The following is a 21,960-nucleotide window of genomic DNA, read 5'->3' as shown; positions in this document are numbered from 1 at the left end:
CGGCTTGGCGATCGCCTCGGTGGACAGCTGGGAGTAGGTCTTGCCGCCGCCGATCTCCTGCAGGTGCACGGCGATGAAGTGGTCAGCGTAGGCCTCGGCCTGCTGCCCGGTCAGCAGCTGCTGCCCGGCGTACTGGGAGACCGACGGGATCATCGACGGGGTGATCTCGGTGCCCGCCTTGGGGTGCGCGAACGCCGATGCCGCCGGGAACGTGATCTGCTGGGCGGCCAGCTGGGACTGCACGGTGTTGTGGATGTAAGCCGACCCCCACACCAGCAGCCCTGCCACGGCCAGCAGGACCACGCCGAGGCTGACCCCCACCCAGCCAAGAAGCTTGTCGAAAGTTGTGCGGCGCATTGTCTTTACTCCTATCTGGCGGCCGGGGCCGGTTGCGGTCCTGGCCTCTTGCCTGCCTGACAATTGCGATTTTTGCGTCCGCACCCCGGCGGCGGTCACGGCTAACTGGCCCAAGTCCGCGGGACCTTTGTCCTTGCTCCGCATTTCACCTGATGCGAGTGATCCGGGCCGTCTCGCGGCGTCTTACGGTGCCGCCGATGGTTCGCACAGAAGGAGGACTCGATGAACGAGCACGCAGTTCGGACGCCGGCGATACCCGATGTCCTCTCCGACCCGATCCGCAACCACGGCTCCGCGTTCAGCCTGGACGAGCGCGAGGAACTCGGCCTTACCGGGCGGCTGCCGTCCGCGGTGCTGTCCCTGGAGGAGCAGGCGCGGCGCGCCTACCAGCAGCTGCAGGTCCAGGGCAGCGACCTGGCGAAGAACATATTCATGGAGCAGCTGCACGACCGCAACGAGGTGCTGTACTTCAAGGTGCTCCTTGACCACCTCGCCGAGCTGCTGCCGATTGTCTACGACCCGGTGGTGGGGGACGCCATCGAGCACTACTCCCACGAATACCGCCGTCCGCGGGGCATTTACCTGTCGATCGACCGGCCAGAGGAGATTGAATCGGCGTTCCGCACGCTCGGCCTTGAGTCCGGCGACGTGGACCTGATCGTCTGCAGCGACGCCGAGGAGATCCTGGGCATCGGCGACTGGGGAGTGGGCGGCATCCAGATCTCGGTCGGCAAGCTGGCCGTCTACACCGCGGCGGCGGGCATCGACCCCCGGCGGGTGATTCCCGTGTCGCTCGACGTCGGCACCGACAACGAAGCACTGCTCAACGACCCGCTGTACCTGGGCAACCGGCACGCCCGGGTCCGCGGCGCCGCCTACGACACGTTCATCGAGCGGTACCTGCAGGTGGCGTCGTCGCTGTTCCCCGACGCGCTGCTGCACTTCGAGGACTTCGGCGCAGGGAACGCGCGGCGGATCCTGCTGGCCTACCAGGACAAGTACCGGATCTTCAACGACGACGTGCAGGGCACCGGGGCCATCGTGTTGGCCGGGCTGTTCAACGCGCTGCGTGTCACCGGCACCCGGTGGCGGGACCAGCGCGTCGTCGTCTTCGGCGGCGGCACCGCCGGGATCGGCATCGCCGACCAGATCCGCGACCAGATGGTCCGCGACGGGCTGACCGAGCGGCAGGCGATCAGCCAGATCTGGATCGTGGACCTGCCTGGCCTGCTCACCGACGATATGAGCGAGGGCATGGTTGACTACCAGCGTCCCTACGCCCGCAAGGCCGCCGAGGCCAAGGGCTGGGAGAAGACGCCGGTGCCCGTGGACCCGTCGGCCGCCACGCGCTGGCCGCAGATGGCCGCGCTGCGGCAGGAGCGGGCCGCCGCGGGCATCGTCACCCTGCAGACCGTGGTCGAGCACGTCAAGCCGACCATCCTGGTCGGTACGTCGACGGCGCACGGCGCGTTCACCCAGCAGATCGTCGAGGCGATGAGCGCGGAGGTAGCGCGGCCGGTCATCTTCCCGATCTCCAACCCCACGTCCAAGATCGAGGCCGTCCCCGTCGACATCATCGCCTGGTCCAAGGGCAAGGCCCTGGTGACCACCGGCCTGCCCTGGGATCCGGTGGTCTACAACGGCGTCACTTACTACCTCGGGCAGGCCAACAACGCGCTGGTGTACCCGGGAGTCGGCCTTGGCACCGTCGTGTCAGGCGCGTCCCACGTGACCGACGGCATGCTGCTGGCGGCGGCCGAGGCCGTAGCCGGCCAGGTCGACGTGGCGACGCCGGGCGCCTCACTGCTGCCGACGGTGCCGAACCTGCGCGCTTCCTCCGCGACCGCCGCGATTGCCGTGGCCAGGGCTGCTGCCGCCGACGGCGTCGCCGCCAGGAAGCCCGACGACGTCGTCCAGGCCGTGCAGGACGCCATGTGGCAGCCGGTCTATGCCAGCGTCAACGGGGCTATGTGATGGCCACGGGATCCCCTGGCGACGGCCCGCAACCGCCCCCGCGGATCCTGGACCTGCCGGTCGGGCTGACCGCCACGGGGACCCGGCAGGAGACCGACTCGATGGGCGCCATCGAGGTCCCGGCCGGCAAGTACTGGGGCGCGCAGACGCAGCGGTCGCTCATCCACTTCTCGATCGGCGACGACCGGATGCCCAAGGCGGTCTACCACGCCTACGGGTACGTGAAGAAGGCCGCCGCGATCGTCAACGGCCGGGCCGGCCGGCTGGCGGCGTGGAAGGCGGCGCTGATCGGGCGGGTCGCCGACGAGGTGATCGCCGGCCAGCTCGACGAGCACTTCCCGCTCTACGTGTGGCAGACGGGGTCAGGCACCCAGTCGAACATGAACGTCAACGAGGTGATCAGCAACCGGGCCATCCAGCTTGCCGGAGGAGCGCTTGGCAGCAAGACCCCGGTCCACCCCAACGACGACGTCAACATGGGGCAGTCGTCCAACGACACGTTCCCCACCGCCATGCACATCGCCGCGGTCCGGGCGATCCACGAGCGGCTGCTGCCGAGCGTCCAGGCGCTGCGGCGCGCCATCGACGCCAAGGCACACCAGTGGCGGGACGTGGTCAAGATCGGCCGCACCCACCTGGAGGACGCGGTGCCGCTGACCGTCGGGCAGGAGTGGTCCGGGTATGCCCACCAGCTCGCCCAGGCCATCGACCGGGTCACCGCCTCCGCCGCGGGCCTGTATGAGCTGGCGGCGGGGGGCACGGCGGTCGGCACCGGGCTGAACGCACCGGAAGGGTTCGGCGAGCAGATCGCCGCCGAGATCGCCGCCGAGACCGGGTACCCGTTCGTCACCGCGGCGAACAAGTTCTCCGCCCAGGGCGGCCTGGACGCCATGACCGCCGCGTCGGCCGGCCTGCGCGCCCTGGCCGTGCCGCTGATGAAGATCGCCAACGACATCCGGTGGCTGGCGTCCGGCCCCCGGTGCGGGCTGTCCGAGCTGATCCTGCCCGCCAACGAGCCGGGCAGCTCGATCATGCCGGGCAAGGTCAACCCGACCCAGTGCGAGGCCATGGTCATGGTCTGCATCCAGGTCCTCGCCGACGACAGCGCCGTCGCCTTCGCGGGGACGCAGGGCAACTTCGAGCTCAACGCGATGCGCCCGGTGATCATCGCCAACGTCCTGCACTCGGCGACCATCCTGGCCGACGCGTGCACGAAGCTGCGCGAGTACTGCATCGAGGGCACCGAACTGCACCGCGACCGGATCGACGCCTACGTCGACCGGTCGCTGATGCTCGTCACCGCCCTGTCCCCGGTGATCGGCTACGACAAGGCCTCGGCGATCGCGCACAAGGCCAACGACGACGGCACGACGCTGCGCGAGGCAGCCATGTCATCCGGTTACATCAGCGCGGAGGACTTCGACCGCATCGTCGTGCCCCGCGAGATGGTGGGTCAGCCGCAATGAAGTAGATGAAGTAAATGAAGTAAAAGAGGTACATGACTGAAGCCCGCCAGGGCCGGCCGGAGCGGCAGCCGGCGACGGCGGCCCAGCCGGCATCCGCCGGCCGTTTCGGGCCGGCCCTCGCCGTCCTGCTTGCCGCGTGCGCCGGCTCGGCGGACACGCTCGCGTTCTTCGGGCTGGGCAGGGCATTCGCCGGCAACATCACGGGCAACCTGGTCACGGCCGGCTACGGAATCGCCACCGGCGACGGCGCGCTGATCAAGCCCACGGTCACGGCGGTCGCCGCGTGCATCGCCGGCGAGGTCACCTGGGCCTGGCTGCTGCGCCGGCCGGGTGCCGCGAACTGGCTGCTGTTCGTGCAGCTCGCACTGTTCGCGCTGGTCCTGGCCGGCTGGCTGGCGGCCGGGTCGCACCCGGCCGGCGACGCCGCGCTCGTGCTGCTGGCGCTGGTGGCGGTGGCACTCGGCGGGCAGAGCATCTGGGCGCTGCGCATCCACCAGACGACCACGTACTTCACGGGGATGCTGACGAAGTCGGTCAGCGCCGCGGCCGCCGGCTCGCCAGCCAGCCTTGTCACCAGCGCCCGCCAGCTAGCCAGCCTGCTCGCCGGGGCCATCATCGAGGGCGTGCTGCTGCACTGGCTGCGCCCGGCGGCGCCCGTCGTCCCCTTGGTGCTGCTGTCCGCGACGGCGGCGGTACACCTGCACGGAAGGAAGGCCGATGCCGCCGCGACCCCACCCGACTAAGGCGCAGACGCTCGCGGCCATCAGGGAGAGCATCGTCCTGGCCGTCTCCTGCATGCTCGCGTACTGGCTTGTCACGACCCTCGTGCCCCGCGTGCACGCGGCGTCGCAGGCCGCCAATCTCATCGGCGGGCTGTGGGCGGTGATCGCCACGATCGCCGTGCTGCGGGAGAGCTATCGGCAGAGCGTCACCGCCGCGGTGTCGCGCACGTCGGCCACCCTGCTGAGCTTCGCGCTCTGCCTCGTCTACCTGCTCTTCCTGCCCTTCCACCTGTGGGCGCTCGCGGTCCTGATCGGCGCCAGCGCCCTGGCGGCCGCCCTGATCGGCAGGCCAGGCGACGCGATCGCCGCGGCGATCGCGACGTCGGTCGTCATGGTCAGCGCCGCCATCACCCCGCAGCACGCCTGGCAGGCCCCCATCGTGCGCCTCGCCGACACCGTGGTCGGCGTCGCGGTCGGCATCCTGGCCGCGTGGGTGGACATGCGCCTCATCCGCCGCTGGCTCCCCGCACCGCACTTACCCGCCCCGCTCCCGATCGCGTTCGGGGACCGCTCCAGGCTGGTACGGGTCCCACCGCGCAAATCATCCGAATGGGCACGACCCGCGCCGCTCCCGCCACGCGCCCGGGCGCGCTACGCGGGCCTCAGATGACGAACTCCTCGCCTGTCTCCGGCGCGAACAGGCTCTCGGTCGCGGGAACCTGGCCGATCAGGTGCTGCTCGGCCGCGTAGCGGGCGAACGTCGCGAGCACGCCGCGGTTGGCCTCGATCCCGTAGGCCCAGTAGTCGGCGCCCATCATGGCCACGGTCCGCTCGTATTCCTCGCGCGCGAACGGCAGCGACACGGCCAGCGCCGCCGTCCGGGCCAGGTCGCCGTAGGCGAGTCCCCTGGCCGCCGTGAACGACTTCAGCAGCTCCCGGGCCAGCCAGCGGTTCGCCTCGTACACCCGCCGGCGGATCACGATCACGTGCATGATCGGGAAGATCCCGGTGGCGGCGAAGTAGCGTTCCTCCTCGGCGCGCGTGTCGGCGAAGAGCCGGCGGACGCTGCCGGTCCCGAACGACTCCGGCGCCCGCGGCGAGTACACCGCGTCAAGCTCACCGGCCGCGAGCATCGCCGACAGCGTCCGCCCGGCGGGGATCGGCGCGATGTCGATCTCGGGGGGCAGCGCGATCGCGACCTTCTCGTGCCGGCCGGGGGAGTTCAGCCCGCCGGTCCGGTACCTGACAGAGGCGACCGGCACGCCGTAGTGCTCGGCCAGGATGCCCCGGATCCACACGTTGGCGGTGAGCTGGTACTCGGCGACCCCCACGGTGGCGCCGGCGAGCGCCCGGGCCGCGGCCGCGGGATCGGCGCCGGCGCGGCCCGCCATCCGGTCGCCGTTCACGTACACGCTGGTGTGCCGGAACATCCGGGACGGGAACACAGGGATGGCCACGAACGGCCCGTCCGCCTCGTGGGTGATCAGGTACGTGGCCAGCGACATCTCGCTGACGTCGAACTCGCCGTGCTGAACCATCCGGAAGAAGATCTCCTCGGGGTCCAGCTGGATGTAGCGCAGGTCGGTCCCGGCCACGGCGACCCGTCCGTCGGCGAGGCCGCGGGTGCGGTCGTAGGGCCCGCAGGCCAGCGTGATCGGCAGTGGTGCCATGGCAGGCCTTTCAGTGGTCCGGCTTCGCGGGGGTTCCCGCTAGCGCCGCCGCCAGCACCTCGGCCAGGTGGCGGCCGGTCACCCCGGCGAGCTGGTCGAGCTGGGTGCGGCAGGAGAATCCGTCGGCGAGCACGACGGCACCGGGGTCGGCGGCCCCGGCCGCGCGCACCGCGGGCAGCAGCGCGGTCTCGGCCACCGCCACCGAGACGTCGTAATGCCCGCGCTCGACCCCGAAGTTCCCGGCCAGCCCGCAGCAGCCGCCGACCGCCGAGATGTCGGCGCCCGCGGCGGCGAGCAGCGCCGCGTCCGCGTCCCAGCCGAGCACCGCCCGGTGGTGGCAGTGCGGCTGGGCGACCCCGCGGACGCCGGACAGGTCGGGGGCTGACCAGCCGTCGGTGCCGCGCAGCAGCTCGGCGAGCGTCCTGACCGCGCCGCGCAGCGCTGCGGCACGCCGATCGGCGGGCAGCAGCTCGGCGATGTCGCCGCGCAGCACCGCCGTACAGGACGGCTCGAGGCCGACGACGGGGATGCCCGCGGCCAGGGCGGGGCCGAGCTCGCGCAGCGCGCGCCGCAGCTGCCGCCGTGCCCCGTCGAGCTGGCCCGTCGATATCCAGGTCAGGCCGCAGCACACGGGCCGGGCGGTGATGCGGACGGAGTACCCGGCGGCTTCGAGCACCCGTACCGCCGCCTGCCCGACGCCGGGGGTGAACGCGTCGGTGAACGTGTCCACCCACAGCAGCACCGGCCGCCCGTCAACGGCCCGGTGACGGCGCCGGGCAAACCAGCGGCGGAAGCTCTCCGGCGCGAACCGCGGCAGCGGACGCCGCTGGTCGATGCCGCCGAGCCGCTTGGCCGCCGCCGCCACCGGGCCGGCCCGCAGCACGGCGTTGGCCAGCCGGGGGTCAAGCGACGCGACCCGGGCCCAGCGCGGCAGCCAGCCCAGCGAGTAGTGCGCGGCCGGGCGGAGCCGGCGCCGGTACCGCTGGTACAGCGCCTCGGCCTTGTACGCCGCCATGTCGACCCCGGCCGGGCAGTCGGCCGAACACCCCTTGCACGACAGGCACAGGTCGAGGGCCTCCGCGATCGACGCCGACCCCCAGCCGGCGACAAGCGACCCGTTGGCCAGCTCCTGCAGCACCCGGGCGCGCCCGCGGGTGGAATCCTTCTCGTCCCGCGTGGCGAGGAAGGACGGGCACATCACGCCCCCGGTCGCGGTGGTGTCGGCGCGGCACTTGCCCACCCCGACGCAGCGGTGCACGGCGACCGAAAAGTCGCCGCCGTCATGCGGGTAGGCGAAGCCCAGCCGGCGCCGCACCGGCGCGGCGGCGGGCAGGCGCAGGTCGGCGTCGAGGCGGGCCGGGGAGACGATGACGCCAGCGTTGAGCACGCCGTCGGGATCGAAGGCCCGCTTCAGCACGCCGAACGTGTCGAGCGCGGCGGGGGAGTACATGTACCGCAGCAGCTCGCCGCGTGCCCGCCCGTCGCCGTGCTCGCCGGAGGCCGAGCCGCCGTGTGCGGCGGCCAGCTTGGCCGCGTCCTGCGTGAACTCCCGCAGCACCCCCGGCCGCGACCGCAGCGGGAAGTCGATGCGCACGTGCACGCAGCCGTCGCCGAAGTGCCCGTACATCAACCCGTCGAGGCCGTGGGAGGCCAGCAGCGCCCGCAGTTCCCGCAGGTAGTCCGGGAGCCTGCCGGGCGGGACGGCCGAGTCCTCCCAGCCTGGCCAGGCGGGGGCCCCGGCCGGGGTGCGCCCGCCCAGCCCCGCGCCGTCCTCCCTGATCCGCCACAGCGCCGCGGCCCGTCCGCCCGACACAACGGCGCTGTCCAGGCAGGTCACGCCCGCCGCCAGCTTCGTGGCCGAGTCTTCGGCCTCGGCCAGCGTCACCCCCGCGGTCTCGATGAACAGCCAGCCGCCGCCGCGCGGCAGGTCCGGCACCGCCGCGGCGCCGCCGCGGCGGTGCCGGACCACGTCGACCAGCCGCGAATCGAGCCCCTCAAGCGCGACCGGCGAGTAGGCCAGCGCTGCGGGCACCGCCTCGGCCGCCTCGGCCATGCCGGCGTACCCGAGTACGGCCATCGCGGTCGCCGGGGGAGCGGCCACCAGCCGGACCGTGGCCCGCAGGGTCAGCGCCAGCGTGCCCTCGGTGCCGACGAGGAACTTCGCGACGTCCAGCCCGTTCTCCGGCAGCAGGTGCTCGAGCGAATAGCCAGACACCTGCCGCGGGAACCGCCCGAATTCGGTCCGCACCATGCCAAGCCGCTCGCCGATCACCGTGCGCAGGACCGCAAGAAGTCCGGCGTCCGGGCCGGCGTCAGGCACCCCGTCACGCCCGTGCCGGCGTGCGGTGAACCGCACGCCCGCCCCCGTGACCACGTCCAGGTCGATGACGTTGTCGGCGGTGCGCCCGTAGCGCAGTGCCCGCGCGCCGCAGGCGTTGTTGCCGATCGCGCCGCCGATGGTCGCGCGCGAGTGGGTCGACGGGTCCGGCCCGAACCGCAGCCCCCAGGGCGCCGCCGCCGCGGTGACGTCGTCGAGCACTGCGCCCGGTTCCGCCACCGCGGTGCGGGCCTCCGGATCGACGCCGATGACCCGGTTGAGGTGCCTGGACAGGTCGAGGACCACCCCGGTGCTCAGCGCGTTTCCCGCGATCGAGGTGCCGCCGCCGCGCGGCGCGAGCGGCACGCCAAGCGACCGGCAGGTGGCGAGCGCGGCCACGATCTCGTCCGTGTGCCTGGGGAAGGCGACGACGGCGGGCACGACCCGGTAGTTGGACGCGTCCGAGGAGTATTCGGCCCGGCGCCGGGTGACCGTGTCGACCTCGGCGAGGCCGGCCCGCCGGAGCGCCTCGGCCAGCACCGGCGGCGGGACGGTCACCTGCGCATCCACCACCTGGGCAAGACTAGCCCGCCGCCGCCACCGCCAGCGCTGCCCCGCCCGCCGTTACCTGCGGCGGGCACCCCGCGGCCCCTGCCGCCAGCAGGGTCCGGCCGGCAATCCCCAGACATCTGCGTCCGCCCGCCACATGCCCGCGAGCGGACGTGATCGTGCTGGTAATGCGCATCTGAGTCATCCCCCGTTGAGTAAGCCGCTGCGTTAGCCCCGGCCGGCGACCACGCACAACCCGCCGTGAGCGCGAACGCGGCTGCGGCGGACCCCCGTAAGTCGCAGTGACGGGCCAGCTCGGCTGGCCTCCCTTGCGGACATCGGGCGCCGCCGCCACGGGCCGAGGTCCGCGGCGGCGAGCTGGTCAGGCGTCAGCTCGCGCAACAGCGTACGCATGTGCAGCGGGTGGCCGTTCGTGTGCTGCCGCAGCGGCAGCCGATCGACAGCACGGCGCGCGAACGCGGTCTTGCCGGCGCCAGCCTCGCCCTCGATCCAGACGAGCGGGCGACTCCTTCCAGCACGGACGTCGCCGGCGCGCTGACCAGCGCCAGCTCTTCGAGCCGGCCTGCGAAGACTTGATCACGAACAAGCTGAGCGTGCACGGCCAGTCACCTAGCGTCAAGTGCTAGCATCGGCGCCGGTCGCCGCCCGGGCGCTCGCGCGGGTCCCGCCGGAGAGTCGCCACCGTTCGTTCGGATCAATGATTTAAATTTTCCCGAACGAACCGTGGCGCCTGCCCAGCGTCCGCCCGGACCGAACGAAACGAGGCCAACGGAGGCCGATGATGACCAGCCGCGCCGCGGATGTGCTGCCCCGCCGGGTGCTCGTGGTGGACGACTCGCTGCTGCGCCCGGACACCGCGCACGGCCGCGCGGCGAACGCCCTGGTCGAGGAGTTCGCCAGGCGGGGCGTCGACGTCACCACGTCGTTCTCGTTCGAGGACGGCGCCGCGGTCGTGACCTCGGACGCTAGCCTCGGCGCGGCGCTCGTGGACTGGGACCTCGACGCCGGCGACCCGGCGTCGCACGAGGCGGCCGCCCGGATGCTGGCGTCGGTGCGGTCCCGCAACGCCGCGCTGCCGGTGTTCCTGCTCGCCAAGGACAGCGCCGCCGCCTCGATCACGATCGCTGCGATGGAGCACGCCGACGAGCTCGTCTGGCTGCTGCAGGATACGGCCGCCTTCATCGCGGGCCGCGTCGTGGCGGCGATGGACCGCTACATCGCCGGCCTGGTCCCGCCGTTCTTCGGCGCGCTGCTCGACTACAACCGCGAGCAGGAGTACGCGTGGGCGGTCCCCGGCCACCAGGGCGGGGTCGGCTTCCTCAAGACGCCGGCCGGCCGGATCTTCCACGACTTCTACGGGGAGAACCTCTTCCGCACCGACATGGGCGTCGAACGGGCCGCCCTGGGCTCGCTGCTCGACCACACCGGGCCGGTGGCGGACAGCGAGGCGTACGCGGCGCGGGTCTTCGGCGCCCACCGTTCCTACTCGGTGCTTGTCGGCACGTCCGGGTCCAACCGGACCGTGATGTCCGGCGTGCTCTGCTCGGGGGACGTCGCGGTGATCGACCGCAACTGCCACAAGTCCGTCATGCAGGGCCTGCAGCTCACCGGCGCGATCCCGGTCTACATGATCCCGTCGCGCAACAGGTACGGGATCATCGGCCCGATCCATCCCGGCCAGCTGGCGCCCGCGGCGATCGAAGCCAAGATCGCGGGCAGCCCGCTCGCCGCGGGCACCCAGGGCGCGGCCCGTGGAGCCCCCTCCTACGCGGTCGTCACCAACTGCACCTACGACGGGATGTGCTATGACGCGGCCCAGGTGCAGCAGCTGCTTGAGCGCAGCAGCGACGTCATCCACTTCGACGAGGCGTGGTACGGCTACGCCCGGTTCCACCCCCTGTACCGCGACCGGTACGCGATGCGCGGCGATCCGGCCGCCCACCCCGCCGCGGGGCCGACGGTGTTCGCGACCCAGTCCTCGCACAAGCTGCTGGCCGCGCTGAGCCAGGCGTCCTTCATCCACGTCAGGGAGGGGCGGCGCAAGGTGCCGCACGGGGTGTTCAACGAGGCCTACATGATGCACGCGACAACCTCCCCGCTGTACCCGCTGATCGCGTCCAACGACGTGGCGACGGCGATGATGGACGGCCCGGGCGGCCGCGCGCTCGTGCAGGAGACGATCGACGAGGCGGTCGCGTTCCGGCAGGCGCTGGCCCGGGCGCACCGCCAGTTCGCCGCGGGCGGCGACTGGTTCTTCGCCCCGTGGAACGCGCCGGAGGTCACCGATCCGGACAGCGGCACGCGGCTGCCGTTCGCGGAGGCGCCGGCCGGCCTGCTCAGCGGCGACCCGCGGTGCTGGGTGCTGCACCCGGACGAGGCGTGGCACGGCTTCGCGGGGCTCCCCGACGGCTGGTGCATGCTCGACCCGACGAAGGCGGGCATCCTGGCGCCGGGCATGCGCGAGGACGGCACGCTGGACGAGACCGGCGTCCCGGCGACGCTGCTCACCGCCTATCTCGGCAGGCACGGGATCGTCCCGTCGCGGACCACCGACCACATCGTGCTGTGCCTGTTCTCGGTGGGGATCACGCGCGGCAAGTGGGGCACGCTGATCAACGAGCTGCTGGCCTTCAAGCGGGACTGGGACGCCAACGTGCCGCTGTCGGCCGCGCTCCCGGGCCTGCTGGCGGCGGCGCCGCTGCGGTACGCCGGCCTCGGGCTGCGCGACCTGGGCGAGCAGATGTGGTCGCACATGCGCGCCGCGCGGCCGGGGGAGGCGCTGCAGTCCGCCTTCGCCGAGCTGCCCGCGCCCAGGCTCACGCCCCGCGCGGCCTACGAACGGCTGGTCCGCGGCGAGGTGGACCTGGTGCCCTTCGGCGAGATGGCCGGGCGCACGCTCGCGGTGGGCCTGCAGCCCTACCCGCCGGGCATCCCGATCCTGCTGCCTGGCGAGGACGCGGGCGCCGCGGACGGGCCGTTCCTGTCCTACCTGCGGATGCTGCAGGCGTGGGACGCCGCCTTCCCCGGCTTCGGGCACGATGTCGAGGGCGCGCAGCGGGTGGCCGGCCAGTACGCCGCGTACTGCGTCCGGCGCTTAGCCAGCGGCCAGGGACGGCGGGAATTCCTGAACCTCGAGGGGGTATTCGTTAAACCGCACCCGGCGCGTTCCGGTCGGCTCGGCGCCGCGCTGACCGAGCTGGCTGCCGTCCGCTGACCAGCGTGGCCACGCCGGTCAGCCGCTGATCTTGTAGCCGCCGGCCTCGTCGAGGGCGGCGCTGACGGCGTCTTCTGGCAGCGGTGCCGCGCTGGCGACGGTCACCAGCGAACTGCCGCCTGGCACGAGTTCGACGGATACGTCGGAGACCCCGTCGATGCCGCCCAGTTCGCTGGTCACCGCGTTCGCGCAGTGCTCGCAGGTCATTCCGGTCACCGCGTAGGTCTTCGTTGTCATCGGCTACCTTTCTGTGCTCGTGGTCAGGGTTCAGGACCGAACAAGACGGGCGATCGCGTCGGAGGCTTCGCGCACTTTGTCTGTCGCCCCGTCGCCGCCTTCGGCCACGGCCTGGGCGACGCAATGACTGAGATGCTCCTCAAGCAAGCCGAGCGCAACCGATTGTAGGGCCTTGGTGGCGGCGGCGACCTGGGTAAGGATGTCGATGCAGTACTTGTCCTCCTCGATCATCCGCTGCAGGCCGCGCACCTGGCCCTCAATGCGGCGCAGCCGCTTGAGGTAGTTGTCCTTGTCGTGGGTGTAACCGTACATCTAGCCCTCCGGCTCGTTCAGTGCCTGCGGCAGCGCCCGCCAGCGCGGTGGAATGCGATGTGGTGCCGCGCGCGACCGTGCCGCGTCCGGGTGTGGCGCGGCTGTGGTATCGCTGCAGCCGCAGGCTGTTGGCTACAACGAAAACCGAGGACAATGTCATAGCCGCCGAGGCCAGGATCGGGTTGAGGAAGCCGAGCGCGGCCAGCGGGAGGGCGGCGACGTTGTAGCCGAACGCCCACGCGAGATTGCGCCGGATGGTGCGGAACGTGGCCCGCGCCAGCATGATCGCCTCAGGGACCGTCCGCAGGTCGTCGCGGAGCAGGATCAGGTCGGCGGCGCTGATCGCGACGTCCGTGCCTGACCCGAGGGCAAGCCCGAGGTCGGCGGCGGCGAGCGCCGGGGCGTCGTTGACGCCGTCGCCCACCATGGCCACCTGGTGGCCGCGCGCCTGAAGCCCGGTGATGACCGCGGCCTTGTCGGCCGGGAGCGTCCCGGCGATCAGCTCATCGATGCCGACCGCCGCGGCGACGGCCCGCGCGGTGGTCTCGTTGTCCCCGGTGAGCAGGACCGGGTGCAGCCCGAGCTCGCGGAGCTCGCCGATGGCGGCGGCGGCCGAGGGCTTGACCGTGTCGGCGACCGCGGCGGCGCCGCGGACCGCCCCCTCCCAGCCGATCAGCACGGTCGTATGGCCGGCCTGCTCCCATTCCAGGCATTGCCTGGCGAGCGCGGGCGGCACCGTCATCCCCTGCGCGGCGAGCAGCGTCTCGCGGCCCACGACCACCTCGCGCCCGTCCACGATCCCGCGCGCGCCGAGTCCCGGCAGTGCCTTGAAGCCGTCTGCCTGGGGCAGCGTCCCTGTCTCGGCCCTGGCGGCCGTGCTGATCGCCGCGGCCACCGCGTGCTCGGACGCCTGCTCGACGGCCCCCGCGTAACGGAGCAGGGCGTCGCGGCTGGTGCCGGCGGCCGGCCGCAGCCCCGCCAGGGACATCCGCCCGGTGGTCACGGTCCCTGTCTTGTCCAGCACCACCACCGTGACCGACCTGGACGTCTCCAGTCCCTGGTAGCCCTTGATGAATATCCCGAGCTGGGCGCCGCGGCCGCAGGCCGCTACCAGCGCCGCCGGGGTGGCGAGGCCAAGCGCGCACGGGCAGGCGATGATCAGCACGGCCAGCCCGGCGCTGAACGCGTGCCCGGCCGGGGAGCCGGCCAGCAGCCACCCGGTCAGGGTGAGTACGGCGCAGGCCAGCACCGCGGGGACGAACACGCCGCAGATCCGGTCCGCCACCCGCTGGATGGCCGCCTTCTGCGCCTGCGCCTGCTCGACGAGCCTGATCAGGTGGGACAGCTGGGTGTCCCTGCCGACCTTGTCCGCCCGGACGACCAGCCGCCCGGTGAGCACCACGGTCCCGCCGGTGACGGTGTCCCCCTCGGCCGCCTCGGCGGGCACCGACTCCCCGGTCATCATGCTGCGGTCGATCGCGGTCTGGCCGAACAGCACCTGTCCGTCCGCGGCGATGGTCTCTCCTGGGCGGACGACGAACATCTCACCTGGCAGCAGCCGGCTGACCGGGACCCGGCGCTCCGTTCCGTCCGGGTCGAGCACGCACACGTCTTTGGCTGCCGCGGCCCCAAGTTCGCGCATGGCCTCGCCGGCGATGCGCCGGGCCCGCGCCTCGTACAGCCGGCCGGCCAGCAGGAACGTGGTGACCGTGGCCGCGGTCTCCAGGTAGATGCCCCCGCCGGAGTTGTGGATGAGCCGCTCCCAGAAGCTTCCGCCCTGCGCGCCGTGGTCGAGGACGAACATCGCGTACACCGACCAGCCGCTGGCCGCGATGATGCCGAGCGAGACCAGGGTGTCCATTGAGAACGTGCCATGCCTGAGGTTTTTCAGGGCCGCCCGGTGGAACGGCCAGGCGCACCATAGGGCCACCGGCGCCGCGCAGGCGACCAGCAGCCACTGCCAGCCGGGAAAGCGCAGTGACGGGATCAGCGACAGCATCAGCGACAGGTCGGTGAGCGGGACGAAGAACGCCAGCGAGACGAACAGCCGCCGCCGCAGGTACGCGTACTGGCGGTCGGCGCCCCGCTCGCCGTCGGCGTCCTCGCCCTGGCCGGACTGCTCTTCGCGCGCCGTTGCCGTGTAACCGGCTTGCGCGACCGCCTCGGTGAGCGTCAGCACTGGCATGAACGCGGGCGCGGTGACCCGGGCGGTCCTGGTCGCGTAGTTCACCGACGCCCGCACGTCGTCCAGCTTGTTGAGCTTCTTCTCGACCCGCGCCGCGCACGCGGCGCAGGTCATCCCCTCGACCGACAGCTCGATTTCCCGCATGCCGCCGGCCTGGCGCGCGCTGTCCTGGACGTGCTCGCGCGTGCCGGGTGCCGGGCCAGCCTGCCTCGCCGCTGCCGTCATGCGGCGCCTCCGTCACCGCCGCGGCCGGCGTCACCGCCACCGCCCCGGGGACGCGAGTCCGGCGGGCTGTCCATCGGGTTGTCCACCTTATGGATGGTATGCCGCCGGGCGGCAGAGCGCGTGCCCGCCCGGTCCCGCCCGGGCGGGACCCACCGCGGCAGGCGCCGCACCCCGCCACATGCGCGCCGAGCGCGCCGCCCGGCAGGGTGCGGTGCTCGCGGTCGATCCTGGCCGAGATCGCCTCGCGGGCGCGGCGACCCCGGGCCGCTGCCCTCCTCGATCGCCGCCGCCACAGCACCGCCCCCGCTGGAACAACTTAGGACCCGGGCGGCATGTTTATTGTCCGTTTTATACGCATTTCGATCTGCCGCTTGGGTCCTATCTTGTGGCGGGGCGTCCGGATGGTGAGACGACGCGGCACCGGCGAGGCGCAGCGCCCGGAGCGGCCGATGATGTTGCCTTGCCGCGCGGGCGCCGGCCGGCTCAGTTCGCGGAAGATGACCACCGCAAGGGAAATGCCGCCGCGCCACTATACCCCCCACGGGTTTTCCTAATACCCCGCCATGGTTTAGATAATACCGTCCAGGGGTTGTCGGCTGGGCGTGAATGTAGGGTGGTGGCAGGCGATCTAGCTGCATGTTCGCGGCCATTATAAATATTGGAACGCCCTTTCCCGTAAGGTATTGCACGCCCGGCCGCAGTCCTTCTATCGTTTTATCTTGCGCACCCGGCCGGCGCCGCCGTTTCCGGCTGGGCAGAATAGCCGAGGAGAATCCTGATGAGTCAAGTCGCCGTCACGGGCGGCCGTACCGCGTGGTGGGGAAAGCTGGGCACCGAGGCCCAGCCCGCCAGGGCGGGGCTGGACGCCAGGCGAGCGCTGCAACTGGGCCTGGCGGCCATCTGGCTGCTTGACGCCGTGCTCCAGTACCAGTCGTTCATGTTCTCCAAGGCGTTCGCGCAGATGCTCGCGGCGACCGCCCCCGGCAACCCGTCGGTCATCGCCAGCCCGATCACCTGGGACGCCACCCTGGTCGAGCATCACCTCGTGCTGCTGAACACGATCTTCGCCACCATCCAGCTGCTGATCGGCCTCGGCATCGCGTTCCGTCCGACGGTGCGGCTCGCCCTGGCGGCCTCGATAGCCTGGTCGCTCGGCGTCTGGTGGTTCGGCGAGGGGCTCGGCGGCGTGCTGAACGGCACCGCGAGCCCGCTCAACGGCGCGCCTGGCGCGGTGATCATCTACGCGCTGCTGGCGGTGCTGCTGTGGCCCGCCGACCGCCAGCCGCAGGCGCCCTTCACCGCGGCCCGGGCGGTGGGCGCTCACGTGGCCCGGGCGCTGTGGCTGGTGCTCTGGGTGAGCCTGGCCTACTTCGCCCTGATCCCCGCCAACCGTGCGCCGCAGGCGCTGAACGGCATGATCGCGGGGATGGAAAGCGGCGAGCCCGACTGGCTGTCCGCGATCGAGCGGGGCGCGGCCGCGCTCGTCGCCAACGCGGGGCTGGCCGCCTCCGTCGTGCTGGCCGTCGCGCTCGTGCTGATCGCCGTCGGGGTCTACCTGCCGCGGCCGGCCGTCAAGGCCGCGCTGGTCCTCGCGATCGTGGTGGCGCTGGTGATCTGGGTCGTCGGCGAGGCGTTCGGAACGATCATCGCGGGCGGGGCGACCGATCCCAACTCCGGGCCGCTGCTCGTCCTGCTCGCGCTCACGTTCTGGCCGCTCGCGGCAACGGCCGCTGCGGTCCCGTCGGCCGACACGCAAGAAAGGGCGGCACGATGACCCCCGCCTGGATCCTGGACATATTCGCCGCCCTCATGCTGGTGGTCGCCGCGGTCAGCGCGGCCCGGCTGGTGGCGGCACGGCCGTGGCAGGCCGGCTCAGCCACCACCCCCGACATCGACGTGGCGCACCTGCTGATGGGCATCGCGATGGCGGGCATGCTGGCAGCGGGCCTGGTTACCCTGTCAAACCCCGCGTGGGTGGTCATCTTCGCGGTGCTGACCGCCTGGTTCGCCGTCCGGGTGCTGCGGGACGCCAGCGCCAACGGCGTCCGCGCCCTGGCCGGCGGGCACTGCGCGCCGCACCTGGTGCACTGCGGCGCGATGGTGTACATGTTCGCGGCCATCGCCGCGCCCGCCGCCGCCGCCGGCGGCGGGATGGGCGGCATGGGCGGGTCGTCGACGCAGGCCCTGGACTACCCCACCCTGGCGTTCGTCTTCGCGCTCGTCCTGATCGGCTACAGCATCTGGGACATCGACCGGCTGTCTGGCATGCGTTACAGCCGGGCGGTCGCGGGAGTATCGCGGGCCGCGGTCCCCGCGATCGTCGGTGCCGGGGCCGCGGACGCGACGGTCTCCGGTGCGCAGGCGACCGTGGCTTCCGCGGCGAACCGCGCGCCGTCGGGCTCGGCCGGCGACGGCCAGGCCGTCGCCGGCGACCGAGGAACAGGCAGCCCGGCCGGCCGCGGATTCCTGCAGTCGCCCGCCACCGCGGTCGGCTGCCGGATCGCGATGGGCGTCACCATGGCCCTGATGCTGCTCCTGATCATTTAGCGCCTGATCGAGCGCCGCCCGCCAGCCCCCGGGCCGCCGACATTACATCATGTTCATGTTCCGGGTGGGCTGTTCGCGTGCCCGCCGTCGGCCGGTAAGCTGCGGTCATCGTGCACCGGAATGTCCCCGTAACCGCCGCGTGAGGTGACCACTTGGCTCCCGCGCTCAAGCTCGCTGGCTTCCTTGTCCTGCTTGCCCTGATCTTCGCCGGGGCGCGCATGGCCGGAGCTAGGCTAGGGCCGGTGACCACCGGGCACTCGCACGTGCAGTACACCGGAGTCACCACGGGCGGCACCGGCGGCGGCATGAACATGGGCGGTAGCCCGTGACCGATACCGGCACCGCCGCCGGCGGGCAGGTCGAAGCCCAGCTCGTGGTCACCGGGATGACATGCGGCTCGTGCGCGGCGCGGATCGAGCGGCGGCTGAACCGGCTTGACGGGGTGTCGGCCACGGTCAACTACGCGACCGGGCGGGCGTACTTCACCAGCCTCGGCGGTCGCGACGCGACCGAGCTCATCGGCGTGATCAGCTCCACCGGGTATCAGGCGGCGCTGCCGTCACCACCCGGCGAGGGGGGCCACGGCGCGGACCCGGTGGTCAGGGACCTGGGCCTGCGGCTCGGCGTTTCCGCCCCGCTCGCCGCGGTCGTGATCGTGCTCGCGATGGTGCCGTCCGCGCAGTTCACCGGCTGGCAGTGGGTCAGCCTGCTGCTGGCCGCCCCGGTCGCGATATGGGGCGCCCGGCCGCTGCACCGTGCCGCGCTGGCCGGGCTAGGCCACGGCGCGGCGACGATGGACACGCTGGTCAGCCTCGCGGTCGCCACGTCGTTCGGCTGGTCGGTGTACGCGCTGCTGTTCGGCGGCGCGGGCAGGCTCGGCATGCGGATGCCGTTCGCGTTCACGTTCACCGCGGCCAGCGGGATGACCCTCTACTTCGAGGCCGCGGCCGGCGTCACAGTCGCCGTGCTCGCGGGCCGCTACCTGGAGGCACGCGCACGGGACCGCTCCGCGTCGGCGCTGACCGCGCTGGCCGCCCTCGGCGCCAAGAGCGTGGCCGTCCTGCGCGGGGGAGCCGAGCAGCGCGTTCCGGTGAGCGAGCTCGTGGCAGGGGAGGAGTTCGTCGTCCGCCCGGGCGAGAAGATCGCCACCGACGGCGTGGTGACCGAGGGCAGTTCCGCGGTCGACGCCTCCCTTGTCACCGGGGAGTCCATGCCCGCCGAGGTCGGGCCGGGTGACCAGGTGACCGGGGCGACCGTGAACATGAGCGGCCGCCTCGTAGTCCGCGCCACCCGGGTCGGGGCGGACACCCTGCTCGCCCAGATCACCCGCCTGGTCACCCACGCGCAGGCCAGCAAGGCCGGCGCGCAGCGGCTCGCCGACAGGATCGCCGCCGTCTTCGTCCCCTGCGTGATCAGCCTGGCCGCGACGACCCTCGGATTCTGGCTGGGCGCCGGGCTGCCCGCGGCCGAGGCGTGGAGCGCGGCCGTCGCCGTCCTGGTGGTCGCCTGTCCGTGCGCGCTCGGCCTGGCGACACCCACGGCTCTCGTGGCCGCGGTCGGCCGCGGCGCCGAGTTCGGCATCTTGATCAAGAGCGCGCACGCGCTGGAGTCGGCCCGCCGGATCCGGGTCGTCGTCTTCGACAAGACCGGCACGCTGACGACCGGCGCCATGAGCGTCACCCGCGTCATCACCACGCCGGGGGTTGCCGAGGAGGAGGCGCTGCTGCTGGCCGGAGCGGTCGAAGACGCCTCCGAGCACCCCATTGGCCAGGCGATCGCGCGCGAGGCCGCCGCCCGTTCCGGCGGCCTGCCGCCGGTCACCGGGTTCGCCGCCCAGCCGGGGGCGGGGGTGCGCGGTGAGGTCTGGGGCCGTGCCGTCACCGTGGGCAGCCGCGAGCTTTTCGCACAGCTCGCCCTCGAGGTGCCCCCCGGGCTGCGCGAGGCAGTGGACATGGCGAGCGACGCCGGCCATACGGCGGTGCTGGCGGGATGGGACGGGCAGGCGCGCGCTGCCGTGGTCATCGCGGACCGGCTGCGGTCAGGGTCGGCCGCCGCCGTCGCCCGCATCCGCGACATGGGGCTGCGTCCTGTCGTGCTCACCGGTGACAACCAGCGGGCCGCCCTGGCGGTCGCGGGCCAGCTGGGAATCCCGGCCAGCGGTGTGTTCGCGGGAGTCCGCCCCGACGGGAAGGCGGCCGTCATCCGCCGGCTGCAGGACGACGGGACACCTGCCGCGTTCGTCGGGGACGGGGTCAACGACGCGGTCGCCCTGGCCCAGGCCGACCTCGGCATCGCGATGGGAACCGGCACCGACGCGGCCATCGGCGCCGCCGACGTCTCCCTGGTCAGCGGCGACCCCGGCGGCGTCGCCGATGCCATGCGACTGTCGCGCGCCACCCTGGCAGTGATCCGCGCCAACCTCGCCTGGGCATTCGGCTACAACGTGATCGCGATACCGCTGGCGGCCCTCGGCTACCTCAACCCGCTGTTCGCCGGGATCGCGATGTCGGCGAGCTCGCTGATCGTCGTCGCTAACAGCCTGCGGATACGCCGCTTCCGCGGGCACACGCCGTCATCGCCGTCCGCCCCCGGCCGCTCGGCGCGCCCGGCCCTGGCAGGAGGCCGTCCGTGACCGCCGTGACCGCCGGCACAGGGACGAGGCCCCGCCAGGCCGGCGCAGGCCGCGGCTGGGCGGCGGAACTCGCGCGGGCGGCGGCCGGGCCGGTGGCCTGCGCACTGGTGCTGGCCGGCGCGCTGTCGGCATGGGTTGCCTCCGGCGGCGCCGGAACCCTCACCAAGGTGCGGATTACGATCAGCCTGGCCGCCGTGCCCATGCGCGGGTTTACCAGGCAGGCCGCCGCGGCAGCCGGGGCGGCGCGCACGTACTTGATCATCCACAACCTCGCCAGCACCGCCGATGAGCTGATCGCCGTCCGCAGCCCGATCGCCTCGCGCGTCGTGCTCGTGCGGCGCACAAGCCCGGCCGCCCCGGCGGCCGTGGTCAGCGACCTGCTGGTACCCGCCCATGGCACGCTCACGCTGACCCCGCTCGGCGACGACGTGGTGCTCGAAAACCCCGTGCCGTTCGAGGACAGCAAGGAGGTGGCGCTGACCCTGGTCTTCCGGCACGCGGGACAGGTCACCATCGAGGCAGCCGTCACCGCTCCGGGCACGCCATGAGCCCGGCCCGCGACGCTAAACTGTGCGCGCGCGAACCTTCCGGCGCGGGCCGGGAAGTTCCCCCCGCCGTTGGCGAACTAGTACGACGTAAACCAGGCAGTATCCGGGCGGTTGTTGCCCGCGGCTCGTGGAGGGAGCCAGCGCCGTGTCTGGCATGAACGAAGAGCTGAGCCCGGCGAACCCGACTATGGTCTTCGCGTTCCGCTCGGCCCTGCTGCACCAGTTGGCGATCATCGGGATAATCGCCCTGCTCCTGCTGCTGTGCTACGGCGCGACTCGCAGCTGGGTCAGCGCCCGCACGCAGGCCAGGGCCGCGGCCGCGGCCGCCTGGCGCGAGCCGAAGGCACGGCGGCTGCTCCGGATCGGATTCGGCCTGCTCTGGCTGTTCGACGGCATCCTGCAGGCGCAGCCGCAGATGGCCGGCGGCCTGTCCACGCAGGTGATACAGCCCACCGGGGACGGGTCGCCGGGCTGGGTGCAGAGCCTGGTGAACTGGGGTGCCTCGGTCTGGGCCTACCACCCGATCCAGGCGGCCGCCGCAACCGTGTGGATTCAGGCCGGGATCGGCCTGTGGCTGATCTTCGGGGCGCGCGGCTTGTCGTCGCGGCTCGCCGGGCTGTCCAGCGTGGCCTGGGGGCTGATCGTCTGGGTGTTCGGCGAGGCGTTCGGCCAGATCTTCGAACCGGGCCAGACCGTGCTGTTTGGCGCGCCTGGCGCGGTCCTCATCTACGTGGTGGCCGGAGCGCTGGTGATGCTGCCCGATCGCGCCTGGGAGTCGGCGCGGACCGGCCGGATCCTCCTGGGCTGCACGGGCGTGTTCTTCATCGGCATGGCCGTGCTGCAGGCCTGGCCGGGACGCGGCTTCTGGCAGGGCACCAGCCACGGCAAGCCGGGCGTGCTGGCCAGCATGGTCCAGTCGATGGCCACTACCCCGCAGCCGCATGTGCTGACGTCGATCATCTCCGCGTTCGGCAGCTTCACCGC

18 protein-coding genes are annotated in these 21,960 nt (G+C 72.5%); 12 read left to right on the top strand and 6 right to left on the bottom strand.

The genetic code is table 11. The features are described 5' to 3' along the window. A partial coding sequence (locus Q1N79_RS18385) for a hypothetical protein (RefSeq protein WP_300610516.1) occupies positions 1–357 on the bottom strand: 357 nt, incomplete at its 3' end. Between the two features lie 222 nt (positions 358–579). Between Q1N79_RS18385 and Q1N79_RS18380 the strand changes: the two genes are divergently transcribed. From Q1N79_RS18380 to Q1N79_RS18365, 4 genes are read left to right on the top strand one after another with little or no spacing between them, the layout of a single operon-like run. Continuing rightward, on the top strand, positions 580–2,331 hold the full coding sequence (locus Q1N79_RS18380) for an NAD-dependent malic enzyme (RefSeq protein WP_300610514.1): 1,752 nt from the start codon (positions 580–582) through the stop codon (positions 2,329–2,331). Beyond that, positions 2,331–3,797, top strand: coding sequence for a class II fumarate hydratase (gene fumC / locus Q1N79_RS18375; protein ID WP_300610512.1), 1,467 nt, complete (start codon positions 2,331–2,333; stop codon positions 3,795–3,797). Before Q1N79_RS18380 ends, fumC begins: the two co-directional genes overlap by 1 nt. 32 nt (positions 3,798–3,829) lie before the next feature. Next, positions 3,830–4,540: a DUF1275 family protein gene (locus Q1N79_RS18370; RefSeq protein ID WP_300610510.1), complete on the top strand. Its 711-nt coding sequence runs from the start codon at positions 3,830–3,832 to the stop codon at positions 4,538–4,540. Further along, the gene (locus Q1N79_RS18365) at positions 4,515–5,189 is read left to right on the top strand and encodes an FUSC family protein (RefSeq protein WP_300610508.1); all 675 of its coding nucleotides are present in this window, start codon (positions 4,515–4,517) and stop codon (positions 5,187–5,189) included. The genes Q1N79_RS18370 and Q1N79_RS18365 overlap by 26 nt, the downstream gene beginning before the upstream one ends. Here Q1N79_RS18365 and Q1N79_RS18360 read toward each other — a convergent pair. Then, positions 5,182–6,189, bottom strand: coding sequence for a hypothetical protein (locus Q1N79_RS18360; protein ID WP_300610505.1), 1,008 nt, complete (start codon positions 6,187–6,189; stop codon positions 5,182–5,184). The two genes, Q1N79_RS18365 and Q1N79_RS18360, sit on opposite strands and share 8 nt — an antisense overlap. A gap of 10 nt (positions 6,190–6,199) precedes the next feature. Then, positions 6,200–9,079, bottom strand: coding sequence for an FAD-binding and (Fe-S)-binding domain-containing protein (locus tag Q1N79_RS18355; protein ID WP_300610502.1), 2,880 nt, complete (start codon positions 9,077–9,079; stop codon positions 6,200–6,202). Between the two features lie 399 nt (positions 9,080–9,478). On the opposite strand from Q1N79_RS18355, the gene Q1N79_RS18350 reads away from it, so the two are divergent. Then, positions 9,479–9,652, top strand: a complete 174-nt coding sequence (locus Q1N79_RS18350; RefSeq protein ID WP_300610499.1) for a hypothetical protein — start codon at positions 9,479–9,481, stop codon at positions 9,650–9,652. A 205-nt stretch (positions 9,653–9,857) separates the two neighbouring features. Further along, on the top strand, positions 9,858–12,290 hold the full coding sequence (locus tag Q1N79_RS18345; RefSeq protein WP_300610496.1) for an Orn/Lys/Arg decarboxylase N-terminal domain-containing protein: 2,433 nt from the start codon (positions 9,858–9,860) through the stop codon (positions 12,288–12,290). 18 nt (positions 12,291–12,308) lie between these two features. On the opposite strand, the gene Q1N79_RS18340 is transcribed toward Q1N79_RS18345, so the two are convergent. Genes Q1N79_RS18340 through Q1N79_RS18330 form a run of 3 tightly spaced genes read right to left on the bottom strand, consistent with a single transcriptional unit; the run spans position 12,309 to position 15,249 of the window. Beyond that, positions 12,309–12,527 (bottom strand): heavy-metal-associated domain-containing protein, encoded by a 219-nt coding sequence (locus tag Q1N79_RS18340; RefSeq protein WP_300610493.1) that lies wholly within the window; start codon positions 12,525–12,527, stop codon positions 12,309–12,311. Between the two features lie 30 nt (positions 12,528–12,557). Beyond that, positions 12,558–12,839 (bottom strand): metal-sensitive transcriptional regulator, encoded by a 282-nt coding sequence (locus tag Q1N79_RS18335; RefSeq protein WP_300610490.1) that lies wholly within the window; start codon positions 12,837–12,839, stop codon positions 12,558–12,560. Continuing rightward, the gene (locus Q1N79_RS18330) at positions 12,784–15,249 is read right to left on the bottom strand and encodes a heavy metal translocating P-type ATPase (protein ID WP_367185096.1); all 2,466 of its coding nucleotides are present in this window, start codon (positions 15,247–15,249) and stop codon (positions 12,784–12,786) included. The genes Q1N79_RS18335 and Q1N79_RS18330 overlap by 56 nt, the downstream gene beginning before the upstream one ends. 778 nt (positions 15,250–16,027) lie before the next feature. Here Q1N79_RS18330 and Q1N79_RS18325 point away from each other — a divergent pair. The 6 genes from Q1N79_RS18325 to Q1N79_RS18300 all read left to right on the top strand — a co-directional run. Next, entirely contained in the window at positions 16,028–17,023 is a 996-nt protein-coding gene (locus tag Q1N79_RS18325; RefSeq protein WP_300610487.1) for a hypothetical protein, read from the top strand. Continuing rightward, on the top strand, positions 17,020–17,796 hold the full coding sequence (locus Q1N79_RS18320; RefSeq protein ID WP_300610484.1) for a DUF5134 domain-containing protein: 777 nt from the start codon (positions 17,020–17,022) through the stop codon (positions 17,794–17,796). The genes Q1N79_RS18325 and Q1N79_RS18320 overlap by 4 nt, the downstream gene beginning before the upstream one ends. 152 nt (positions 17,797–17,948) lie before the next feature. After that, positions 17,949–18,125 carry a hypothetical protein gene (locus Q1N79_RS18315; protein ID WP_300610481.1) on the top strand — a complete coding sequence of 59 codons (177 nt, stop codon included), beginning with the start codon at positions 17,949–17,951 and terminating at the stop codon, positions 18,123–18,125. 56 nt (positions 18,126–18,181) lie between these two features. Further along, positions 18,182–20,428: a cation-translocating P-type ATPase gene (locus tag Q1N79_RS18310; RefSeq protein WP_300610518.1), complete on the top strand. Its 2,247-nt coding sequence runs from the start codon at positions 18,182–18,184 to the stop codon at positions 20,426–20,428. Then, positions 20,425–20,976, top strand: coding sequence for a copper chaperone PCu(A)C (locus tag Q1N79_RS18305; protein WP_300610478.1), 552 nt, complete (start codon positions 20,425–20,427; stop codon positions 20,974–20,976). The genes Q1N79_RS18310 and Q1N79_RS18305 overlap by 4 nt, the downstream gene beginning before the upstream one ends. Before the next feature lie 154 nt (positions 20,977–21,130). Further along, the coding region (locus tag Q1N79_RS18300) for a hypothetical protein (protein WP_300610476.1) at positions 21,131–21,960 on the top strand (830 nt) is incomplete at its 3' end.

The sequence above is a fragment of the Trebonia sp. genome, from assembly GCF_030042015.1.
Classification (GTDB): domain Bacteria; phylum Actinomycetota; class Actinomycetes; order Streptosporangiales; family Streptosporangiaceae; genus Trebonia.
Note: the sequence above shows the minus strand (reverse complement) of the source record. Positions and strands in the feature narration are given on the sequence as shown.